This is a genomic window from Gracilibacillus ureilyticus, assembly GCF_900111195.1.
In the GTDB taxonomy this organism is placed as follows: domain Bacteria; phylum Bacillota; class Bacilli; order Bacillales; family Amphibacillaceae; genus Gracilibacillus; species Gracilibacillus ureilyticus.
In genome coordinates, this window is record NZ_FOGL01000008.1 from 1 (window position 1) to 21,071 (window position 21,071).

The 21,071-nt window shown below is 38.3% G+C and carries 23 protein-coding genes and 1 riboswitch; of the genes, 7 read left to right on the forward strand and 16 right to left on the reverse strand.

Annotated elements, in window-relative coordinates; genetic code table 11:
* Both BMW36_RS09060 and BMW36_RS09065 read right to left on the reverse strand, forming a co-directional pair.
* Window positions 1–112: helix-turn-helix domain-containing protein (locus BMW36_RS09060; RefSeq protein ID WP_175480393.1), on the reverse strand; the 112-nt coding region annotated here is incomplete at its 3' end.
* A 191-nt stretch (window positions 113–303) separates the two neighbouring features.
* Window positions 304–858, reverse strand: a complete 555-nt coding sequence (locus tag BMW36_RS09065) for a hypothetical protein (RefSeq protein ID WP_089740557.1) — start codon at window positions 856–858, stop codon at window positions 304–306.
* A gap of 177 nt (window positions 859–1,035) precedes the next feature.
* On the opposite strand from BMW36_RS09065, the gene ric reads away from it, so the two are divergent.
* The 5 genes from ric (at window position 1,036) to BMW36_RS09090 (ending at window position 3,962) form a co-directional block, all read left to right on the forward strand.
* Window positions 1,036–1,734: an iron-sulfur cluster repair di-iron protein gene (ric, locus tag BMW36_RS09070; RefSeq protein WP_089740558.1), complete on the forward strand. Its 699-nt coding sequence runs from the start codon at window positions 1,036–1,038 to the stop codon at window positions 1,732–1,734.
* 354 nt (window positions 1,735–2,088) lie between these two features.
* Window positions 2,089–2,388 (forward strand): HesB/YadR/YfhF family protein, encoded by a 300-nt coding sequence (locus BMW36_RS09075; RefSeq protein WP_089740559.1) that lies wholly within the window; start codon window positions 2,089–2,091, stop codon window positions 2,386–2,388.
* 48 nt (window positions 2,389–2,436) lie between these two features.
* Window positions 2,437–2,904 carry a flavin reductase family protein gene (locus BMW36_RS09080; RefSeq protein ID WP_089740560.1) on the forward strand — a complete coding sequence of 156 codons (468 nt, stop codon included), beginning with the start codon at window positions 2,437–2,439 and terminating at the stop codon, window positions 2,902–2,904.
* A gap of 20 nt (window positions 2,905–2,924) precedes the next feature.
* On the forward strand, window positions 2,925–3,419 hold the full coding sequence (locus BMW36_RS09085) for a hypothetical protein (protein ID WP_089740561.1): 495 nt from the start codon (window positions 2,925–2,927) through the stop codon (window positions 3,417–3,419).
* Entirely contained in the window at window positions 3,420–3,962 is a 543-nt protein-coding gene (locus BMW36_RS09090; protein ID WP_089740562.1) for an NUDIX hydrolase, read from the forward strand. It begins immediately after the preceding gene.
* Between the two features lie 81 nt (window positions 3,963–4,043).
* On the opposite strand, the gene BMW36_RS09095 is transcribed toward BMW36_RS09090, so the two are convergent.
* The 4 genes from BMW36_RS09095 to BMW36_RS09110 are packed head-to-tail and all read right to left on the reverse strand — an operon-like array spanning window position 4,044 to window position 8,636.
* Window positions 4,044–5,207, reverse strand: coding sequence for a Gfo/Idh/MocA family protein (locus BMW36_RS09095; protein ID WP_089740563.1), 1,164 nt, complete (start codon window positions 5,205–5,207; stop codon window positions 4,044–4,046).
* 37 nt (window positions 5,208–5,244) lie between these two features.
* Window positions 5,245–6,372, reverse strand: coding sequence for a Gfo/Idh/MocA family protein (locus BMW36_RS09100; RefSeq protein ID WP_089740564.1), 1,128 nt, complete (start codon window positions 6,370–6,372; stop codon window positions 5,245–5,247).
* An 18-nt stretch (window positions 6,373–6,390) separates the two neighbouring features.
* Window positions 6,391–7,041 (reverse strand): ThuA domain-containing protein, encoded by a 651-nt coding sequence (locus BMW36_RS09105; RefSeq protein ID WP_089740565.1) that lies wholly within the window; start codon window positions 7,039–7,041, stop codon window positions 6,391–6,393.
* Complete coding sequence (locus BMW36_RS09110; protein WP_089740566.1) at window positions 7,038–8,636, reverse strand: glycoside hydrolase family 43 protein; 1,599 nt, start codon at window positions 8,634–8,636, stop codon at window positions 7,038–7,040. The genes BMW36_RS09105 and BMW36_RS09110 overlap by 4 nt, the downstream gene beginning before the upstream one ends.
* A 222-nt stretch (window positions 8,637–8,858) precedes the next feature.
* On the opposite strand from BMW36_RS09110, the gene trhA reads away from it, so the two are divergent.
* Window positions 8,859–9,503: a PAQR family membrane homeostasis protein TrhA gene (gene trhA, locus BMW36_RS09115; RefSeq protein WP_089740567.1), complete on the forward strand. Its 645-nt coding sequence runs from the start codon at window positions 8,859–8,861 to the stop codon at window positions 9,501–9,503.
* A gap of 130 nt (window positions 9,504–9,633) precedes the next feature.
* Window positions 9,634–10,752 (forward strand): TIGR04053 family radical SAM/SPASM domain-containing protein, encoded by a 1,119-nt coding sequence (locus BMW36_RS09120; protein WP_089740568.1) that lies wholly within the window; start codon window positions 9,634–9,636, stop codon window positions 10,750–10,752.
* A gap of 61 nt (window positions 10,753–10,813) precedes the next feature.
* On the opposite strand, the gene BMW36_RS09125 is transcribed toward BMW36_RS09120, so the two are convergent.
* The 10 genes from BMW36_RS09125 to BMW36_RS09170 form a co-directional block, all read right to left on the reverse strand.
* The gene (locus BMW36_RS09125; RefSeq protein WP_089740569.1) at window positions 10,814–11,194 is read right to left on the reverse strand and encodes a hypothetical protein; all 381 of its coding nucleotides are present in this window, start codon (window positions 11,192–11,194) and stop codon (window positions 10,814–10,816) included.
* 135 nt (window positions 11,195–11,329) lie between these two features.
* Window positions 11,330–11,644, reverse strand: coding sequence for a DMT family transporter (locus tag BMW36_RS09130; protein ID WP_089740570.1), 315 nt, complete (start codon window positions 11,642–11,644; stop codon window positions 11,330–11,332).
* The gene (locus BMW36_RS09135) at window positions 11,644–11,982 is read right to left on the reverse strand and encodes a DMT family transporter (protein ID WP_089740571.1); all 339 of its coding nucleotides are present in this window, start codon (window positions 11,980–11,982) and stop codon (window positions 11,644–11,646) included. Before BMW36_RS09135 ends, BMW36_RS09130 begins: the two co-directional genes overlap by 1 nt.
* A gap of 84 nt (window positions 11,983–12,066) precedes the next feature.
* A riboswitch (guanidine-I (ykkC/yxkD leader) is annotated at window positions 12,067–12,165 on the reverse strand.
* 101 nt (window positions 12,166–12,266) lie between these two features.
* Window positions 12,267–13,433 (reverse strand): nucleotide sugar dehydrogenase, encoded by a 1,167-nt coding sequence (locus BMW36_RS09140; protein WP_089740572.1) that lies wholly within the window; start codon window positions 13,431–13,433, stop codon window positions 12,267–12,269.
* Between the two features lie 235 nt (window positions 13,434–13,668).
* A complete protein-coding gene (locus tag BMW36_RS09145) occupies window positions 13,669–15,216 on the reverse strand; it encodes a Na+/H+ antiporter NhaC family protein (RefSeq protein ID WP_089740573.1) in 1,548 nt (515 codons plus the stop codon).
* Between the two features lie 243 nt (window positions 15,217–15,459).
* A complete protein-coding gene (locus tag BMW36_RS09150; RefSeq protein ID WP_089740574.1) occupies window positions 15,460–16,584 on the reverse strand; it encodes a Gfo/Idh/MocA family protein in 1,125 nt (374 codons plus the stop codon).
* A 214-nt stretch (window positions 16,585–16,798) separates the two neighbouring features.
* Window positions 16,799–17,437 carry a YesL family protein gene (locus BMW36_RS09155; protein ID WP_089740575.1) on the reverse strand — a complete coding sequence of 213 codons (639 nt, stop codon included), beginning with the start codon at window positions 17,435–17,437 and terminating at the stop codon, window positions 16,799–16,801.
* A gap of 13 nt (window positions 17,438–17,450) precedes the next feature.
* Window positions 17,451–18,341, reverse strand: coding sequence for a carbohydrate ABC transporter permease (locus BMW36_RS09160; RefSeq protein WP_089740576.1), 891 nt, complete (start codon window positions 18,339–18,341; stop codon window positions 17,451–17,453).
* 14 nt (window positions 18,342–18,355) lie between these two features.
* A complete protein-coding gene (locus BMW36_RS09165; protein ID WP_089740577.1) occupies window positions 18,356–19,246 on the reverse strand; it encodes an ABC transporter permease in 891 nt (296 codons plus the stop codon).
* A gap of 94 nt (window positions 19,247–19,340) precedes the next feature.
* A complete protein-coding gene (locus BMW36_RS09170) occupies window positions 19,341–21,038 on the reverse strand; it encodes an extracellular solute-binding protein (RefSeq protein ID WP_089740578.1) in 1,698 nt (565 codons plus the stop codon).
* Window positions 21,039–21,071 lie beyond the last annotated feature (33 nt).

The window sequence follows — 21,071 nt, forward strand, 5'->3', positions numbered from 1 at the left end:
CTAACATTTTGTTATAGACAAAGCGAACACAACCAAAGGTTTTATGCATCAACAAAGCCTGTTCCTCCGTTGGATACAATCGAAACTTATAGGCCTTGTTAAGTTTTGTCACATCCAATCACCTCCCTTTCTCACCCTTATTATAGAACATAAGTTCGATAAAAGCAACTCCTTTGGGATATCTCCCAACCGACATTCATCTCCCCGTTACCGTTGGGCTACGCCCTTCACACGCTTGAAGAGGGAGAAATCTGTCGGAAGTTCGTTAAAAATAAAAAAGAAGCTTGATTATACCAAGCTTCCTTATACCAGCTCAAAGAACTCTTCTTTTCCCAGGTGCTGTACATAATTCTCCGCTAGTTCCTTCAGATTACTCGAAGCATCCAGGAACAGCCACTGATCGTCTTTTTCGCCTCTATATGTTCTTCTTTCCACCTGAAACTTTCGTGATTTCTTGTCTGTCAATGTAAAACACAATTGTGCTTCATATGTTTTATATTTAGGATCCGATAACGCCTCTACTACAGCCGGAATCTCGTTAAATGAAACCGGGTTTTCATAAGTAAAGATATAGATACTCTTTTGCTTCACGTCTAATTTATAGTCTCTAATGGGACTAAGCTTATCTAATGCATTTTCAATTATGCTTATTTCCTCTTTTGTTATTCCTTTTTTCGCTGTTTTCGTTAGAAATACTCTGCCGTTCGGGTGTTCATACACTTCATACCCTTCAGGAATTTCTTCCACACTTGTATTGTCATCATTTTTTTTAAAATAATAACTTGGGTTCCCTTTACTCGTTTTTCTCATATGGAGAAAATACTCATCACCACGGAAATTAGTATATTTGACCGCCATGTCCACACCACCTTCAGACTAATTATTGAATTCGTCCATTATTCTCCTATACAAGTATAACAAAAACAGAAGAAAATGAAAACTTACTGCTATTTTTAATCATGTGATATATATCACAAAGTAAAACCCGTTAATATGATATCTTTATAGACAGATACAACAAGGAGGATAATAAAAATGAAAACTTTTGATATAAGTGATACTCCAGCAGCTATCGTGAAGGTATTTCCAAAGGCAAGTGATTTTTTCAAACAGGCAAAAGTTGACTTTTGTTGTGGCGGTAACCAGCCATTACTGGAGATTAGTGAAAAGAAAAAGAAAAAAATAGATATAGATGCTTTACTAACAACAATTAATGATTCGTACGTTAGCTGGCTAGAGGCCGGTAATAAACAAATTGATTGGGATGAAGTGACTTATTCTGAACTTGTTGACCATATATTAGTGAATCATCACCAATATTTACAAAATGAATTAACACCATTAAGCCAGTTTGTGACTAAAATATACAAGGTGCACGGTTCGGCACATCCTCACCTGGAATCATTATTCAAGAAATTCCATGTGTTTAAAATGGAAATGGAAGGCCATTTAATTGAGGAAGAAAGAGATCTGTTTCCATTAATTAAGCAATATGAAGAAACACTGGATCCTCAAATAGCAGAAAAGATCAGTTTGTTAAATGAAACGATGATAGAAGATCACGAATATGTCGGAGAGTTACTGAAAGAAATGAATCAGTTAACGAATGATTATGAATTACCAGAAGGTGCCTGCAATTCATATCGCATGACATATGCCAGACTGCAGGAACTGGAAGATAACACATATCAGCATATTCATTTAGAAAATAATATATTATTTAAAAATTTCTAATTCACCATTAGTTTGACTTTAGAATTGGGAATTATGGATAATAACAAAAGTCTTATGAACATTCCATGAAATAATTGTTCATGAGGCTTTTAATTTTAGTTCTTCAAAAGAAGATTCTGTTTGCATGCTAAATCAATTCTTAAAGACTAAACCCATTTGGGATCGTTCCAGCCTCAGGGGATAAGCGAAGCAATCGGACATAGGTTGAGTTAAGTTATCAATCTGTTTTCACACATCCTTTTGTCCCTGAGGTTTTCTTTTTTAAAACAAATTATTACACATTCTTTTGATAAAGCGTTATTGTAATATTAGAGAAAACAGTAAATCTGATGTATTGCAGAAGGAGTGATTGGAATGGAAATAAAGGTAACGGAAAAAGCACTTAAATGGTTTAAAGATGAGGTAGAATTAACAGATGGTGATACAGTTAAATTCCAGGCAAAATACGGCGGCTCCAGTCCGATTCATGAAGGCTTTTCTCTTGCTTTCCAAGTAAAAGAGGAGCCTGGTGAAGTATTTGCATCAACTGAAAAAGGCGGTATTACTTTCTTTATTGATACAACAGATGCTTGGTATTTTGAAGGGTACCATTTAGTCGTGACATTTGATGAAGAATTAAAAGAAGTTTCTTATGAATACGAAAAGGAAGTCTGAATAGGAATTAGTTAATAACACGCAAAATTCAGTAGGAGGAAAATAACAATGAATTCTCAGCATTTCCGCAGAGCAATGAGCAAATTTGCTACTGGGATAACAGTTGTCACTACAACGTTTGATGACACGAATCACGGGATGACAGTAAATGCTTTTATGTCTGTCTCCCTTGACCCGCAATTGATCACAATATCACTTGATCAAAATAGTAATTTTTACAAAAACGCTGATAAAATTAAACGGTTCGGAATCAGTATTCTCAGGGAAGAGCAACAAGAAATATCCATGATTTTCGCTAAACAGACAGAGAAGGATTTCGACAATTTTTCTGAAATAGATGGTGTCCCTGCCATTCCTGATTCACTGGCAACTCTTGCTTGCACTGTTGTTAATCAAGTAGAAGCAGGTGATCATCTGCTCTTGATTGCAAATGTTGATAAAATTGATTTATCAGAAGATGAAGGGAGCCCCATACTTTATTTTAACAGCAGCTATCGAAAGATTGATAAAGACTAGATAATTTCCGGAGGAAGTCCATGACCCTTTTTTCCATTTTAAAGCTATGTGCAAAGCTTCCGCGAAAAGAAGCGTTATTTCAACTCAATCGTGTCAGTATGAGGGATACATTGGTTTATCTTTTTCTGTTATTTTTTATTTCTTTTTTGCCTAATGTCATCATTAATATTCTTACATTTGAAGCGGATGAATCGTTATTATCATATACCCAGTTCTTATTACAGGTGATTGTGTCATATCCTTTCCTGATGATGTTCCTGGTCATTACGAGTATTTCTCTGTTAGCATTAATTGCTCTCATTTTTCGAACATTATTACAAAGAAAACTCGCATATCAGCAACTGTGGAAAATGACCGGCTTTGCTTTGTTATTTCCATTAATCTGTTATCACATCCTTTTTTTCACACCATTGCCTGATAGTATTGCGGTAATTATTAGTTTAATTTGGCTTTATGTTCTGCTCTACCAGATGATTATCATTTTTCCAAAGAAAAAAGTAAGGAGAGAAATGTAGATGGTGAATATTCCATGGAAAGTTACCTCCACGCAAACAACGCAAGTGGACCGCTTCAAAATTACGATTGATGAGATTATGGTCAACAATCAAGCAGCAAAAAACTTTTCATACATTCAGTTCAGGGATGGGGTTTGCGTGTTAGCAATCACACCTGATAATCATATTGTTGTCTTAAAACAGTACAGACATGCGATACAGTCATGGGAATTAGAACTCCCAGGAGGTATGATTGACGATGGGGAAGAGCCTCTCCCAGCTGCAAAGAGAGAGCTTCTCGAGGAAACAGGATTTCATTCATTAGAATGGGAGTCATTAGGACATTTCTATCCTTCTGCAGGATCAACCACTGAAAAAATTCATCTTTTTTTAGCCAACAATGCCTCTTATCTTAAAGAGCAGAACTTGGATCATTTAGAGAGTATTCAGGTTGAGGCCATTCCTATAGATACATTTTATCAGCGTATTGCTGATGGGGACATAAAACACGGGGCTGGTCTTGCCTGTTGGGCAAAATACCTATCTGACAAATGTGATAATTAATATCCACTTACTCCAAAATATTGCTGCCTTATTCTCTATGGAACAAGGCAGCACTTTATTTAACCATACTGATAAACAGTACTAGTCAAGCTTAATCCAGCGGCGTTCTTCCGCTGATTTTTCGATTGCTTCTAATAATATCTGGTTTTTAACACCGTCTTCAAAATTCGGTGCTGGCTGGTAATCACCGGCAATTCCACGTAAAAACTCATCAATTAAATGAATAAATGTATGTTCATAACCAATGATATGTCCTGCTGGCCAATAAGCACCAGCATATGGGTGTGTTTCTTCTGTACAATTGATTAAGCGGAATCCTTGCTCTCCTTCGGCATCATCCGCAAAATAGACTTCCAGATTATTCATATTTTCCATATCCCAGCGAATAGACCCTTTTTTCCCATTAATCTCAAATTTATTCTTATTCCTGTTTCCGCCAGCAAAACGTGTTGCTTCAAACGTTCCAAGCGCACCATTTTCAAAACGGGCAATTACTGCTACCGCATCATCTACTGTCACTTCTCCCATTTTACTTGAATCACCTTTTGCACTTAATCCGCCAGTCATTTCACCAATAGGTCTCTGCTTAATAAATGTCTCCATTGTTGCGGTAACTTCCGAGAACTCACCAATCAGAAAACGAGCTAAATCAAGGCTGTGTGCACCAATGTCTCCTAACGCTCCCGATCCAGACACTTCCTTTTTCAGGCGCCATACTAATGGAAAATTCGGATCTATAATAAAGTCCTGTAAATAATTGGCCCGATAATGAAAAACGCGGCCGATTTTTCCTTCCTCTATTAATTTTTTTGCAAATTGGACAGCGGGAACAAATCGGTAATTATGACAGATCATATGTTTTACATTATTTTTCTTTACTGCTTCCAGCATTTTCTGAGCTTCATCAACAGTTAGTGCCAGTGGTTTTTCTGTAATAATATGCTTACCTGCTTCTGCTGCTGCGATTGCAATTTCGGCATGTGTATGATTTGGTGTAACTATATCAATCACATCGATATCATCACGTTCAATTACCTTAAGCCAATCTGTTTCATAAGACTCCCAGCCGAATTTTTCCTGCGCCTCCTTCACCGCACTTTCATTCCTGCCAGCAATTACCTTCAATTCCGGCTTTAATGGATTATCAAAATAAAAAGGTAAATCACGATATGCATGGCTGTGTGCTTTTCCCATAAACTGATAGCCGATCATTCCTATTCGAATGGATTTGTTTCTTTCCACCATACTCACCAATCCTTTCATTAGAGCATTTTTTTTGTTCTTACTCCGCACCACTATTTCTTAAAGCCCTGGTAAAATATCTTTCATCAAGCCCTGCAGGCAATGCGTCTGGTTGAGTACAACTGCTTTCCGTATAGTAATGCCTGTCGATCTCTGAGGAATCATGAATGCCGTGCATAACATCTAATACATGGTTGGCAAGTTCCCCATCTGCTCGTGCTTTCCTGTTGTTCAAGATGGCATCAACCATATCAGCGACACCAAGTCCACGACTGTTATCAGCAAAACCATGTGTTAAAGGCATCTCCTGCCATTCCCTGTCATCCTTTTTCCGAAGGTATACCGGACCGCCAAAAGTATTAGGATCAGGTACAATCAGGCTGCCTTCCGTACCGTAAATCTCCATATTCGGCAGACGATGGTGCCATGTATCAAAGCTTGTAATCATCGAAACTACTGCACCATTCTCAAAATCCAGAACACTATTAATTTGTGTTGGTGTCTCTACCTGTATTTTTTGTCCATATTTTTCTTTACTTGTGATCGTTCTCTCGGGATATGTTGTCTGTGCAGATCCTGTCACACGTTTCACCGGACCCATAAGGGCAATAAGTGCCGTTAAATAATATGGTCCCATATCAAACAAAGGTCCGCCGCCGGCCTTGTAGTAAAATGCCGGATCCGGGTGCCACCTCTCATGGCCCGGTATCATCATAAAGGCTGTTGCAGCTATTGGTTTCCCTATTAATCCATCATCGATTATTTTCTTGCATGTTTGAATTCCTGCCCCTAGAAAAGTATCAGGTGCATTTCCAACAAATAGTCCTTTTGCTTTTGCATAATCTACTATTTCTTTTCCATCTTCTCTTGTTACTGCCAGCGGCTTTTCACCATAAACATGTTTGCCGTTTTCTAATGCTCGTATAGCGATTTCTTTATGAACAGCGGGAATGGTCAGGTTAATAACAAGATCAATATCGGGATCTTCCAATAGTTCCTCCGTAGTATACGCCTTTGGAATCTGGAACTCTTCAGCTCTTGCCTGTGCTTTTTCTTTGATCAGGTCTGCTACAGCATGAATTCGGTAATTGCCAAAGCGACCTGCGTTTTCCAAGTATATTTTACTAATATTCCCACAACCAACAATACCTACATTTAATTCACTCATTGGTCACACTCCATTCCATTATCTGCTTGCCCATAACATGCCTTTCTCCATCAGTTTCAACACTTCCGGCATTTTCACAATTTCTGCTACGTGTCCTAATCCGCAATAATATACATTACCTTTCCCCCACTTTTTCGTCCATACGACAGGCATATCTACCTCGCCATTTGACTCATATGGACCTTCAGCGACAGGAAAACGAGTAGTTGCATGAACATTTACTGCAGGATCTACATGCATGTAATATTGTTCTGAAATAACATCGAAATCTTCCATCCCTTCTGTCAGAGGATGAGTTGGATCTACAATGTTTACACGGTACTTAACTCCATCATTACCAGGATGTGCGACCCACTGACCGCCCACCATGAATTGATAATCCACTTCCATCCGAAAGGAATCTCCCATTCCACCATGTAATCCAGCAAGACCTGTGCCTGATTCGACAGCTTTTAAAAGTGGTTGCAGCTGCTCTTGTTCAATCGTTCCCTGTGTCCAGTTAGGAATAATTAAGTCATATTTCGTTAAGTCGTCTTCCTGCAAGGTGTCCAGTGTATCCGTTATTTTCACCTCAAAATTATGCTTCTTAAGTAGTCCTGCCAGTAAATCTGCAACCTTCTCTGGTTCATGTCCTTGCCAGCCACCCTGAAAAATTAATGCCTGCTTCATTTTATCTCACCTTTCTGTTCATCTGTAATACGGTAATCAAAATAATCAAAATCTGCATGCTTGTTCTGACCGCTTAAATCCTGAACTGCCATTCCAACAAATGTTCCAGTAAACCTCACATAATCAGAGTCATCATCTGATAAATGGCCGATATCAATTAGTTCGCCTATTTCCTTCCATTCATCCTTATCAGTAGTGTAGTAAAACTGGAGAAGATGACGGTTAATTACTGCTTTCATATATACAGGAGAATCTTCTGTAACTGGTATATCTTTATCTAGCAGTTCGTCGTAATTGCCATGCTTTGTTTCAATAATACCGATGCATTTACCTTTTTCTTCATCTTCTGTAACCCGTAAATATACATAATCTTCTGTGTCATAATAAATAATTAGCCCTGCCATTTGCTGAAAATTGTCTGGCTGGAACTCCACCATTGTTTCTGCTTCTGCATGAAAGTGTTCCAATCTCCTCATCATCATACTTTGACGGTGGAAAGAATTCATCGATTCCTGTCCAATCAATCGCAAATGCCCTTTTCGATCAGTTAAAGAATACCAGGGTTCTTCAAATGACCTTCTTAATGCATTCCAGTACAGTGTATGCTCTGTTTCATCAAAATCGTCGCGGTTGGGCAACTGCTTGGCTGAAAATACTGGTAAGTCTGGTGCCTCTACTTCATTACTTGGATTCGGTCCATTCTTAATTCTTAACCAGTTATCTTCTGTCCAGTAACATTTCTGTATGGCCGTTTCTCTTCCTAAAATACATTTATCATCTATTACAGGTCTTCCACAAAGGTGAGCCATATACCACTCTCCACTTTGTGTCTCTACTAAACACCCGTGACCTGCTTTTTGTAATTGATCTGTTTTTTCTTTGTCTGAAGTTAATACAGGATTGGTTGGATCCACTTCATAAGGACCGAACAGTGAACGGGACCGAGCCATCGTTGCTGCATGTCCGTACTCCGTTCCACCTTCAGCAGTTAACAAATAATAATAGCCATTGCGCTTATATAGGTGAGGTGCTTCTGTCTTACCTAATGCTGTTCCTTTAAATATATGCCGGATTGGACCAACTAATTTCTGTTCATCAGGAGAATACTCCTGAAGTGCAATTCCTCCAAACGGATTTTTTCCTTTCCTGTGGTCCCATACCATGTTAACGAGCCACTTTCTCCCGTCCTCATCATGAAACAGTGACGGATCAAAACCACTGCTGTTTAAATAAATTGGATCAGACCATGGCCCCTCAATATTTTCTGCTGTAACTAAATAATTGTGCGTATCTTTAAATGCTCCTTTTCTGCTTTTAACATCTGTAAAAATCAAATAAAAGAGACCATCACTGTAAGTCAAACAAGGTGCCCATACCCCGCCGGAATTTAAATTGCCCAGCATATTTAATTGGGAGGAACGGGTGAGAGCGTAACTTTTTAATTCCCAGTTGGCTAAATCTTTAGAATGATAAATTTGAACACCTGGAAACCACTCAAAAGTAGAAACTGCTATGTAATAATCATCGTCCACCCTAACAATTGAAGGATCCGGGTGATATCCCGGCAATACGGGATTTTTAATCATCTTTTCCATTAAGTAACTCCTTCCTGTAATCCTGAACTCATTATGAATGCGCTATCAATATATTACAAGTCTATTATAACTAAGTTTGTGTAAAGAACAAACTAATTAACTTGTAAAATTTTATATTTTTTCAGTTACTAATCATGTTCGTATATTTGCAATCCAAAATAAAAAGGAAGATAATAGATGAAGTAAATGATTGATAAGGTTTATATGAAAGGAAGCACAAATATGGGTTCAACACATCAATTTTCTAAACGGGAAGAAATAGCTAATTCCATTACACATGGAATTGGTATGGTTCTGAGTATTGCCGGGCTGGTCGTCTTAATTGTGTACTCTTCTCTTTACGGAACTGTTTGGCACATTGTCAGCTTTACACTATTTGGTGTAACAATGGTGCTGCTTTATACTTCCTCCACTTTATTACACAGCCTGCCGGCGGGAAGGGCTAAAAATGTATTTGAAATTCTTGATCATTCATCGATCTACTTTTTTATTGCCGGAACTTATACCCCGTTTCTGTTTCTGGTTATTCAAGGCTGGCAGGGATGGACACTGTTTGGAGTCATCTGGGGGCTTGCAATTGGTGGTACCATTTTCAAAGCATTTTTTGTTAAAAAGTTTCTTTTCTTTTCAACGATATTATATGTAGTGATGGGATGGCTAATTGTATTGGCATGGCAGCCACTTGCAGAAAGCCTGCATCCAACCGGACTATTCTGGCTCGTAGTTGGCGGACTCTTTTATACGGTTGGTGCGGTATTCTATGTCTGGAGAGCATTTAAATACCATCATGCAGTATGGCATTTGTTTGTATTGGCTGGTACAATTGCTCACTTCTTTTGCGTTTTATTTTACTTATTACCCCGATAATAATCATTCCAAAGAGATCACTTTTCACATAGTGATCTTTTTTATTTACCCCATGTGCCTTATATCACAGTTTTTTTTCCATATTTATTGTACATTGGACTATATGAAACGTAAAAGGAGAATGGAACAAATGAATAAACCATCATCCCGCCATGTAAGGGATTATAATATAGACCCTTTTATAGTTATCTGGGAGGTAACAAGAGCCTGTGCTTTAAAATGTCTGCATTGCCGGGCAGACGCTCAGCATCACAGAGATCCGAGAGAACTTAACTTCACAGAGGCTAAGCATTTAATCGATCAGATTCATTCAATGAACAATCCATTACTTGTTTTTACTGGTGGAGATCCCCTGGAGAGAGAGGATATATTCGATATTGCTGCATACGCAATTCGGAAAGGTGTACGTGTTTCTATGACACCATCTGCTACACCGAATGTAACGAAAGAAGTGATGAGAAAAGCAAAAGAGATGGGTCTTGCTCGATGGGCATTCAGCATTGATGGCCCCAACCATGCCATTCATGATCACTTCCGGGGAACGAGTGGATCCTTTGACAGGACAATGGAGGCTATTCACTATCTACATGAACTAAATATGCCTATTCAGATAAATACAGTCATTTCAAAATATAATCTCGATTATTTAAATGAAATGAAAATGTTAATGGATCAGCTTGATATCGTATTATGGAGTGTTTTTTTCCTTGTACCTGTCGGTCGCGGCCAACAGAATGATATGATAAGTCCTGTGGAACATGAGAGAGTTTTCAGGTGGTTATACAATGTATCCAAGTCCAGTAATTTTGACGTGAAGACAACTGCTGCCCAACATTACCGCAGAGTAGTATTACAGCAGAAAGCTCGTGAAAATAAGACAGAAATAGCATATGAGAATGTACTGAAATATGGTTCTACAGGTACAATTGACGGTTTAGGCAGAGCGCCCAGCGGAGTGAATGATGGAAATGGTTTTATCTTCATTTCCCACATTGGCGATGTATTCCCCAGTGGATTATTACCTGTAAAAGTTGGTAACGTTAGGGAACAGTCCGTGCCAGAAATTTATCGGAATTCCCCCATTTTACAGCAATTACGGGACCCTGATCAATATAAAGGGAAGTGCGGTGTATGTGAATTCCGCAATGTATGCGGCGGTTCCCGTTCCCGGGCATATGCCGCTACAGGTGACTACTTAGAGAGTGAACCATATTGTGTTTATATTCCGAAAGCAATGCGACAGAAGTAGAACTTTCCAATCCGGGGGAGGACTGAACATAAATGCCCTCCCTTTTCCGTATAGTTAACTATCAGGACACAACGCTTTCTTCTTTTAATACCCCGATACTCTTCAGGAGAACGACAGAGTCAGCTGTTAACAGATTCAGTGCTTCTCTTTCCTGAAAAAGCTCTGGCATTTCTTTGGCGATCATTTTTACCCCTCTTATATCAAAGTTTTCAGAATATATATTTACCGCCCTGATTGTCGCCATCTCTTTTTTATTTAGACTCTGGTTACCAGATTCCTCACGTTTAACTATGAACTCCAATATTTCCCTTGCATTATGATTCAATAAGTGTTTTTCTTTTTTCAATATTGATAAATTTTCCTCAATATATCTTCTGGCTGTCGCTAAATCGGATTGCTCTGTTGCATTGTTGATATTTTTGATAAGTTCATTAAATTCCATTTTAAGACCTCCGTCCACACCCTGATTTTCATGTTAGGTATTTATACTTAAATAATATACCACAAATAATGCAATTTAACTATAAAAAATTGCGTTATTTATCACTTTTTGTCGAACAAGCAGTAACGGAAACCTTCAACCGACTAACTTTAGACCTATAACTGATAAAATAATTAGTGAGAGAAAGAAGATTCTTTTGAAGTTTCCCGGCTCATTGAAAAAAAGTATCCCAACAACGGCTCCACCTGCGGCCCCAATTCCTGTCCATATTGCATATGCCGTTCCCATTGCAATATATGTTAAAGCATAGGAAAGCCCTAAGAAACTCAATCCAAAAAATAAGATCATAATGATTAGTTCTCTCCATTTTTTAGTGACATGCCATCTGTTTATCATAATTACCCCAGCCATCTCGAAAAGTCCTGAAGCAATTAACACGAACCATTCCATCAAGCAACACCCTCTTCCTTATCATCATCAGTAGTTACTTTTAACCCGATAACTCCTATTAGTAACAGGATGATAAATAGTATTTTCCATCTATTAAATGGTTCATGAAATATTATTATATCTACTAATATTGTTCCCGCCGTTCCCAATCCAACAAATACTGTATAAACCGTTCCTGCCGGCAGTTTATCTCCACCCATTATTAAAAAGTAAAAACTTATGGCAATCGCTACAACCGTCCCGCACCATTCCAGAATGGTATTTGCATGGGTTAAGCCAACAACCCACAGCACTTCAAACAATGCAGCAATTACAACCTTTAACCATTCTTTATACATTCTTTATTCTCCTTTCCATTTAAAAAGCTATATAAGGTAATACGTTGAAGACCGACGAAATGAAAAAGCCCGGGAGATATATTTATCTCCCAGGCTTTTATCCTTCCGTGTCACAGTTTTGTACTACTGTGCGTTTTCTCTCGGACCAGTCCAATAAATTGCGGAACCCTAGAAAACTTTCTTTATAAAGTAAGTCCAGTCTACACAATTCCCAAATTAATTGTCAAATGATATAATATCGAAATTTCCCGGGGAATAATGTCACTATTTCAGATTTCTCCCAATTAATCACGGTGATAGATATCACGTGTATAAACTTTATCCAGTATATCTGTTATTTCATCTGTGATCCTGTTGGCAATTACAAAGTCCGAACTTTTCTTGAATTTCTCTAAGTTATTTTCTACATCTGCTCCCATAATATATGCTGACATAATCGAAGGTTCATAGACAATTACTTCCACCCCATTATTAAGTAACTTTTCCATTACTCCTAAGACAGCCGAATCTCTGAAATTATCTGCATTTGTTTTCATCACAAGACGGTAAATTCCGACAACTTTAGGAGATTGTCTGAGTATTTGATTTGTAATATGGTCTTTCCTTGTCTGATTCGATTCAACGATTGCTTTCATCATATTATTAGGAACATCATTATAATTAGCTAACAACTGTTTCGTATCTTTTGGTAAACAGTAGCCGCCATAACCAAAAGAAGGATTATTATAATGATCACCAATTCTCGGATCTAAACCAACACCTTCGACAATTTGCTTCGTATCCAGCCCTCTAACTTCAGCATATGTATCTAATTCATTAAAGAATGCTACCCTCATCGCTAAGTATGTATTGGCAAATAACTTAATCGCCTCAGCCTCCGTCGAATTTGTAAGTAACACGGGAATATTCTCACTAGTTGCTCCTTCCACTAGCAGTTTGGCAAAAGTTTCCGCCTCTTTGGACTGATCTCCTACAACAATTCTTGACGGATATAAATTATCATATAATGCACGGCCTTCCCTTAAAAATTCCGGGGAAAAAATGATCCTGTTTGTCCCGTATTTTTCCCTTAATCCTTCTGTAAATCCAACCGGGACTGTTGATTTAATGATGATAGTTGGCTGTGTATTAAGCTCGAAAATCCGCTCAACCAATGTTTCTACCGAATAGGTATCAAAAAAGTCCTCTTCCTCATCATAGTTTGTTGGTGTCGCTATAATCACATAATCGGCACTTTCCACCGCTTCCCCAAAATCAGTTGTTGCCTTTAATGTTAAATGCTCTTCCCTCATATACTGCTCTAACTCCGGATCAGTAATTGGAGACTTCCGTTCATTAATCATATCCACTTTGTCCTGCAAAATATCTAATGCCATTACACGGTTTTTTTGCGCTAGAATGACAGCATTTGAAAGGCCTACATAACCTGTACCGACAACTGTAATGTTCACTGATATCACCTCACCATCAACTTATGATCATTATATCAATACCTATGTGTAAATTACATAAACCCAATAGAAACTTCACAAAAATTTATCAATTAATTGAAATAGAGAAAGAGCACAAGATAACTGCTCTCTTCATCATTTGCTGAAATCACACCAAAAAAGCAAACCCGGACAAACTCAATGTAAAACACTGATGAATGTTCGAATTTGCTTATTATCATCTGTATCCTCAATACTATTTCCTTCTTACTAACAGGTAGAAAAGAATAGCTGTAAAGACAACAACCATAATCGTTACAAATAATGCGCCAACAGTACTTCCGGTTAACCCTAAAATGAAATATCCAATACCTGCAGCAGCTGCACTAATAAACGCATAAGGTAATTGTGTCATTACATGATCCATATGGTCTGATCCTGCTCCTGTCGAAGACAAGATGGATGTATCGGAAATCGGTGAACAGTGATCTCCAAATACTGCACCGGCTAAAACTGCTGACATTGCGGGAAGAACTAATTCTACATCATATGTGACAGCAATCTGTGCTGCTATAGGAAGCATGATACCGAACGTCCCCCAGGATGTGCCTGTCGCAAGTGCCATAAAACCTGCCAGTACAAATAATAAAAGTGCCAGATAGTCTACATTAAGTGAATATTCTTTTACCCATGTCGCTAAATAACCACCTGTGTCTATTGTTTCAATAATCGAACTAATCATCCATGCCAAAACAAGTATATAAATTGCTGGAAGCATAGATTTGGAACCATCTATTAGTACTTTGGAAAATGACAATTTTTCACCAGGCAAAATGACATACAGAAAACCTGCTGATAATACAGCTAATAACCCGCCGGTAAATAAGGACAGATTCACATTAGTATACTCAAACATAGTAAGAATGGTTGCATCCCCTTCAACTTCCATCCTACCTGTAATAAGCATTGCGGCAATTGTTGCAATGATCAAGACACCAATCGGGATGAGGAGATGGTATAATTTTCCATTTCCATTAATCAGTGCATTTTCATTGGCTATGATAACTTTTCTTCGCTTGTCCGGATCAAGCACTTCCCCTGTCTCTAATGCCCTTTGTTCATGTTTTTTCATTGAGCCAATATTTATATTAAAAATAGCTACGAGAAATACGAGCAGTAATGCAGCGAAAGCATAGAAATTATACGGAATCATTCTCACAAAAGCTTCCAGAGGTTGAAAGTCACTTATTTGCAATGAGGCAAAGATAACTCCCAATGTACCAATAATATATGCCCCCCAGCTAGAAATCGGGGTAATAACTGTAATTGGTGCAGAGGTGGAATCAATAAAATAAGCAAGTTTCGCACGTGAAACTTTATTTCTATCGGTAATCGGCCTTGCCACTTGGCCGACAGCTAGACTGTTGAAATAATCATCTATAAAAATAAGTACACCTAAAAAGGATGGAATAAGCTGAGCACCTCTCCTTGTCTTCACTTTTGTTATTGCCCAGTCACCAAATGATTTGCTGCCACCGGAGGCTGTCATGAATACAGTCATAACCCCTAATAATAGCAGGAAACTCAGTAAATAAATATTCCCACTATTCCAGCCTTCAGAGGTATAAAATATATCACGGAATACCTCCCATATCCTTGTAACACTATTTAAAATATTAAAATCATCAATCATTAAGGCACCAACAACAATACCTGTCCCTAATGACAACAATAATTTTCTAGTAAAAAGTACTAATAACAGCATTAAGACTGCTGGAATTAATGAATATACCGTTCCTTCCATCACATAACCTCCACAACTTTATCGTGCCCAATTACACACAGAAAAAAACAGCAATAGTTGATGCTATTACTGTAATTTACGACAATTTTTTCACTTTTCATAGTTTACCAATATTCATGTCAATTGTCATGGTTTTTTTCTTTATTATTTTTTCCATGTATCATTAATCGATAAAATCAAGGATCTCCTCTGTTTCTATTTGCCATATTTAATCAAGCCAAGCTATGTGATAGCAGCATATCATCAAGACTGCCGATTCGTCAGCTGTTTCTTAAATTCTTCCTGATCTACCGGTAACTTTGTTTCTTTCCTTAACCAATCAGATAAATAAATGGCATTAATCATTTCCATACTGTTCAGTCCATCGAAGCCTGTAGCAATTAGTGTCTCATCTGTCCTGATATTTGCCGCGAAGTTTTCCAGTATCCTTACATAAGGATCATTCGAATCATCCCCGAAATCTTCGATCGTTTCCGTATAATGATCCGGATTATTGTGACAGGACTTCATTTCATCAAGTGTGAGATCCCTGCTCCATTCCTGTTCAGGCTTGTTAAATGTTTTCACAATTAATCGTTCACTATCTTCTACAACTATCTTTCCTTTATCTCCTGAAATTTCCAACCGGTCTATTCCGAAGTAATCATGAGTTCTTGATTGAAAGACACCACTTGCTCCATTCTCATAATGAAAAAATGCCGTCACGTCATCATCTACTTCTATATCCCGCCTGGAACCATACTTTAAATTGGCATACACCTTGTCAGGCATTCCGAATAACCATTGAATTAAATCAATCTGGTGGGATGCCTGGTTAATTAATACACCGCCACCTTCACCTTTCCATGTAGCACGCCATTCGTTCTGATCAAAATATGCCTGGGTTCGCCATACCGTACTCATCGTCCAGTCCCAGTTTCTGATTTCTCCAATTATTTGATCTGCAAGCAATTTTTTCAGTCTCTGATGGACCGAATTAGCACGTTGATTGAATAGCATTGCAAATGTTAGCTGTTTCTTCTTTTCTGCTGTTTTCATTAGGGACTCTGCCTGACTGACATACACAGAAAGCGGTTTTTCCACTAAAACATGCTTATCATGCTGCAATGCAAACTCTGCAACCTCAGTGTGCTGATAATGGGGAACACAAATGATAACCGCATCAAATTGATCTGATTGAATTAATTCTTCATAATTTTGAAAAAATGTAACACCAGGATATTCCTTTTCCACGTACTGCTTCTTTGATGATGAGCGTGAGCAAACAGCAGAAAGCTCCAGCCCCTCTACTTTCTGCTCAAATATCATTGAGGCATATTTCTTCCCCTGAATACCTAATCCAATAATTCCTGCCCTTACGTTTTTCAATTTATTTCTCCCCTCTCATATTTTTGACTCCACAGGCTGGCTTTTTTCATTATTATTATGTATGGACATGGTCCCTGTGAATATTCGAATCATGAATTTACCATTATATTTAATTTTATACTATCACCTCCTATTCCACAAAAGAATACGCTTCCATCTTCCGTAAATAAAAAAACCGAACATATCAAACAGTTCGGCTTTGAAGAACGAGTTATTAATTTTCGACAGCCGCATACTGATCGCGCTCAGTTTTATTTGACCGGGCTGCCATGCTCCGGAAGATCTTTAATGAAAAGAATTGAACCAGACATGCGAATATACTTATACCGGTAAACAAAAATAACCCTGGAATAATTTTGAAAATAAAACTGAAAGCTATCACACTTCCTGCTAGTAAAACGGTCAGAAACGGATTAACAAAAAGTAATAAAAACGAATGCTTCACTGCAGAGATCCATGTCACTGAAAACTGTAAAGATATCGGGATTATTAACAGACTGCATGTAAGGAAAACCATCAGAACGGTCAGGATAGGGTAGTAGCTTAATTGAATCAGTTCATTCGGAGCAACCTCCGCAATCGACAAATTAATATATAATAAACTGCCGGTCAGAACGAATATTAAACCAGATAAATTGCTTTTTATAAAATATTGTTTATATATATTTAGAAATGTTCTTGCAATCGGCAGATCACTTTCACCCAGTAACCATTTTCTCATCAGATAGAAAGTTGCCACTAGTGCCGGAAAGAAACCAAAAATGACCAGCCCGGCAAAGGAAAAAACAATTGCCAGCAAATTTACATAAACGACTCTCAAAATCGTGTCAGCTAAATAATATATCCGCTCCATTCTGTCACCACCTTTATTCCTTCACAGATCCCAGAGTGATTCCATGAATAAAATACTTCTGTAAAAATGGATAAACGAGTAATACTGGAATCATAGCTATAAAGATTTTTGCCGCATCCAGTGTCCGGTTGGATAATTCACTCATCCGCTTATATTGATCTTCTGTCATTGTGGACGGATCAACAGAGACTACTAATTGCTGAATATATGTTTGCAATGGATAAAATTCTTCCCTCGTCATAAATATTAACCCATATAAAAATTCATTCCAGTGGTAGACAATACTGAACAGGGAGACTGTAGCAAGTACTGGAATGGAAAGTGGAATATACAATTTAAACAGAATATACCACGGACCAGCCCCGTCTACCAATGCTGCCTCTTCCAACGATTTCGGCAAATTCCTGAAAAAGTTGATTGTCAGGATAATGTTGAAAACAATTGTCTGCGCCCCGCCTACAAGAACCAGTGCCCAAATACTGTTCATTAGCCCGTAACCTTTAATGGTTAGATAAAGCGGGATCAAGCCGCCATTAAATAACATCGTAAAAATAAGTGTCCACATTAACACATTTCTTCCTTTAAAATCTTTTACCGTCTTTGACAGCGGATATGCCATTAAAGGGACGATAATAAAGTTCAGACCCGCTCCTAGTACCACCCTTTGAATGGAAATCCAGAAAGATTTAAAAAATTGGCTGTCCTGTAATAATTGCTTATAGGAATCAAAATTAAAATCTACCGGCCATAATGCGACAGCTCCAGCCGCTGCAGCTGTTTTGGAGCTTAATGACAAGGAGAGTGTATACCATAATGGCAGAATGCATGTAAGTGCAACTAGCGCCAGAATAGTAATTAACACTATGTCCGCCATTCTGGAAGATAACGATTTACTTCTTAGCATGGACTTCTCCTCCTTTAGAAAATCCGGTAATTTGTGAATTTATATGCTAAATAGTAAGAAAGACTGATTAATATAAATCCGACGACTGACTTCAATAAACCGACAGCAGTTGCTAATTCATACTGCAGATTTAACAATCCAGCCCTGTAAACCCATGTATCAATAATATCGCCAGTTGAATAGACGAGCGGATTATATAAATTAAATATTTGGTCAAAGCCTGCATTTAACACATTGCCAAGACTTAATACGGCTAATAAGACGGCAGTTGTCCGGATCCCCGGCAATGTAACATGCCACAGCATTTTTAAACGATTTGCCCCATCAATACCTGCAGCCTCGTATAGTGCAGGATTTATACCGGTTAATGCAGCTAAATAAATGATCGTATTAAACCCAAACTCTTTCCATATATCACTGCCAACTACTAAGAAAGGAAACAGATCTGCCCGGCCAAAAAAAAGTACAGGCTCCATCCCGAACATCCCAAGCAGCTGATTAATCGGACCCTGGTATGCAAAAATATCCAATAAAACCCCGCCTAATATAACCCACGAGAGGAAGTGGGGCAGATAAACAATTGTTTGAATCGATCTTTTAAGCCCAATATAACGTAACTCATTCAACATTAAGGCAAAAACTAAAGGAACAATTAAATTGCCGATTATTTTCATAATGGCAATAAATATGGTGTTATAAAATACGTTCATTGTATCGTTTAATGTGAACATATATTTGAAAGTCTCTAAACCAACAAATTCTGAGCCAAACACCCCCTGGCCCGGATTATAACTCTGAAATGCAATGACTATCCCAAACATCGGTACAATACTAAATAAAATTAGCCAGACAAATCCAGGAACAAGCATTAAATAATAATGCTTGGCGAATCCCTTTGTTTTCATTACCTTAACTCCCTTCTCTGCGATTCGTACCGCTCCCCTTACCCTTTTGAATACGTAAGGCGCCATACGTATCGACGCCTAACGTAAGGAAGACTTAATTAACCGCTTCTGCAACTTCTTCAGTAATTGTATCTCCGCCTTGCTGCTTCCAGTCTTCGACAAATTGGTCAAACGCATCTAGTGGTTCCGTACCCATTATAATTTTCAGGAAAGTCTCATCCTCCAGTTTTTTCAGATTTACCCATCTGTCTTCCATTGTTTTTGTCTGGGAATAGATCAGACTTTTTACACCTTTTATTTCTGTGTCAACTAATGGTGCCGTTCCTACCAATGCCGAATATGCTCTCGTCCATTGACCTAAATGATTTTCGATATCCCAATATTGAATATCCATATTATCGTAAGGTTCCAGTTTCACATCAAAAATCGTGTCAACATCTGACTTTAGAAGCTTATATGCAGGCATATCGTAAAAGTCCTCGGGTTGTTTCGTACCTGCGAGTACTTCCCTCAGTGCAACTGTAGTAACCTCCATTTCATCTGCAGGGGCATAGACCAGACGTAACGGATAATAGCCAGGACCGCCAATGCTTGGGTCAAATTCGGATTCATTTGCTAACAAGTTATTTAATATTTTCATTGCAGCTTCCGGATGTTCATAATCTTTTCTAACTACAACAAATTGCGTCGTTGTCGTACTTAAATGCGGGGTATATTCTCCATTGGCATCCAGTGGCAAAGCATATGACTGCCAGTTGGCATCAGGGTTATTTTTAACGGCATCCGTTAATGGACCGTATGGCATCCAGAACGGACCAAAAAACATACCAGTATTTCCGCTAATAATAGATTCCCCTGAGTCTTCCCTAACACCCATTTCGGCATCAATCAGCCCTTCACTGTACATATCCCGTAAAACAGATAGTGCTTCTTTTGTTTCCGGAAGAATCGATCCATAAACCGGATTTCCGTCCTCCCCTTCCAGCCAGTAACCAGGATAGGAATGTAATGCAGAGAAGATCCCATCAAAGCCGTATAAATTATTGGTTGACTCAATAAAATTGGCATACAGCTTATTGCTTGTATCAGGACCTGCTAATCCGATTGTGTCATCTTCTCCATTTCCATCAGGGTCTTCTTCCACAAACGCTCTTGCCACTTCTTTTAATTCTTCTACAGTCTGAGGCGGCTCCAGACCCAACTTATCCAGCCAGTCTTTCCTTATCCATAAATTATGAACACCATCTGCACCGGCCTGGGAATTGGGGATTGCCATAATTTTACCGTCAAAAGTTACATTATCCAGTGCTACTCCACCAGAACTATCAATAATTTCCTTGATTGCAGGGGAAGCATAATTCTCATATATTTCTGTCAGGTCAGCAATTTGATCAGCTTCCACCATCTGCCTTAATTCAACTGGCCCTACCACCATTGCGTCAGGTAAATCATTACTAGCAATGGCTAAACTAACCTTTTGGTCATAATTGGATGGGGAGGCAGTGAATGCGTGCTCTACCTCAATATTTAGATTTTCTTTTACATGTCGTGTGTACTGGTTATCCAGCGGTGTATCTCCATCCTGCAAACTAGTATCACTCGGATCAACCTCTTGTCCAATCGCAATGGTGATTGTTTCATCATACTTTCCAAATGGGTCAGCAGGTTCCGAAGCTGTCGGTGGATTTTCTTCCGCATCTTCCTCGACAGTCGTTTCCTCATTTGAACACGCTGCGAGTACGAAGAAAAAAATAATTGCTAAAATACTCCATAATTTCTTTTTGCTATCCATTTTACTTCCCCTTTCATTTTCAGAAATTTATTA

Bases quoted from the DNA above. Each gene is read 5' to 3' on its own strand.
- BMW36_RS09165 (WP_089740577.1), bottom strand. From the start codon at position 19,246: ATGAAAACAAAGGGATTCGCCAAGCATTATTATTTAATGCTTGTTCCT.
- BMW36_RS09145 (WP_089740573.1), bottom strand. From the start codon at position 15,216: ATGGAAGGAACGGTATATTCATTAATTCCAGCAGTCTTAATGCTGTTA.
- trhA (WP_089740567.1), top strand. From the start codon at position 8,859: ATGGGTTCAACACATCAATTTTCTAAACGGGAAGAAATAGCTAATTCC.
- BMW36_RS09160 (WP_089740576.1), bottom strand. From the start codon at position 18,341: ATGCTAAGAAGTAAATCGTTATCTTCCAGAATGGCGGACATAGTGTTA.
- BMW36_RS09120 (WP_089740568.1), top strand. From the start codon at position 9,634: ATGAATAAACCATCATCCCGCCATGTAAGGGATTATAATATAGACCCT.
- BMW36_RS09080 (WP_089740560.1), top strand. From the start codon at position 2,437: ATGAATTCTCAGCATTTCCGCAGAGCAATGAGCAAATTTGCTACTGGG.
- BMW36_RS09075 (WP_089740559.1), top strand. From the start codon at position 2,089: ATGGAAATAAAGGTAACGGAAAAAGCACTTAAATGGTTTAAAGATGAG.
- BMW36_RS09105 (WP_089740565.1), bottom strand. From the start codon at position 7,041: ATGAAGCAGGCATTAATTTTTCAGGGTGGCTGGCAAGGACATGAACCA.
- BMW36_RS09085 (WP_089740561.1), top strand. From the start codon at position 2,925: ATGACCCTTTTTTCCATTTTAAAGCTATGTGCAAAGCTTCCGCGAAAA.
- ric (WP_089740558.1), top strand. From the start codon at position 1,036: ATGAAAACTTTTGATATAAGTGATACTCCAGCAGCTATCGTGAAGGTA.
- BMW36_RS09130 (WP_089740570.1), bottom strand. From the start codon at position 11,644: ATGGAATGGTTCGTGTTAATTGCTTCAGGACTTTTCGAGATGGCTGGG.
- BMW36_RS09155 (WP_089740575.1), bottom strand. From the start codon at position 17,437: ATGGAGCGGATATATTATTTAGCTGACACGATTTTGAGAGTCGTTTAT.
- BMW36_RS09100 (WP_089740564.1), bottom strand. From the start codon at position 6,372: ATGAGTGAATTAAATGTAGGTATTGTTGGTTGTGGGAATATTAGTAAA.
- BMW36_RS09110 (WP_089740566.1), bottom strand. From the start codon at position 8,636: ATGGAAAAGATGATTAAAAATCCCGTATTGCCGGGATATCACCCGGAT.
- BMW36_RS09125 (WP_089740569.1), bottom strand. From the start codon at position 11,194: ATGGAATTTAATGAACTTATCAAAAATATCAACAATGCAACAGAGCAA.
- BMW36_RS09090 (WP_089740562.1), top strand. From the start codon at position 3,420: ATGGTGAATATTCCATGGAAAGTTACCTCCACGCAAACAACGCAAGTG.
- BMW36_RS09095 (WP_089740563.1), bottom strand. From the start codon at position 5,207: ATGGTGGAAAGAAACAAATCCATTCGAATAGGAATGATCGGCTATCAG.
- BMW36_RS09065 (WP_089740557.1), bottom strand. From the start codon at position 858: ATGGCGGTCAAATATACTAATTTCCGTGGTGATGAGTATTTTCTCCAT.
- BMW36_RS09135 (WP_089740571.1), bottom strand. From the start codon at position 11,982: ATGTATAAAGAATGGTTAAAGGTTGTAATTGCTGCATTGTTTGAAGTG.
- BMW36_RS09170 (WP_089740578.1), bottom strand. From the start codon at position 21,038: ATGGATAGCAAAAAGAAATTATGGAGTATTTTAGCAATTATTTTTTTC.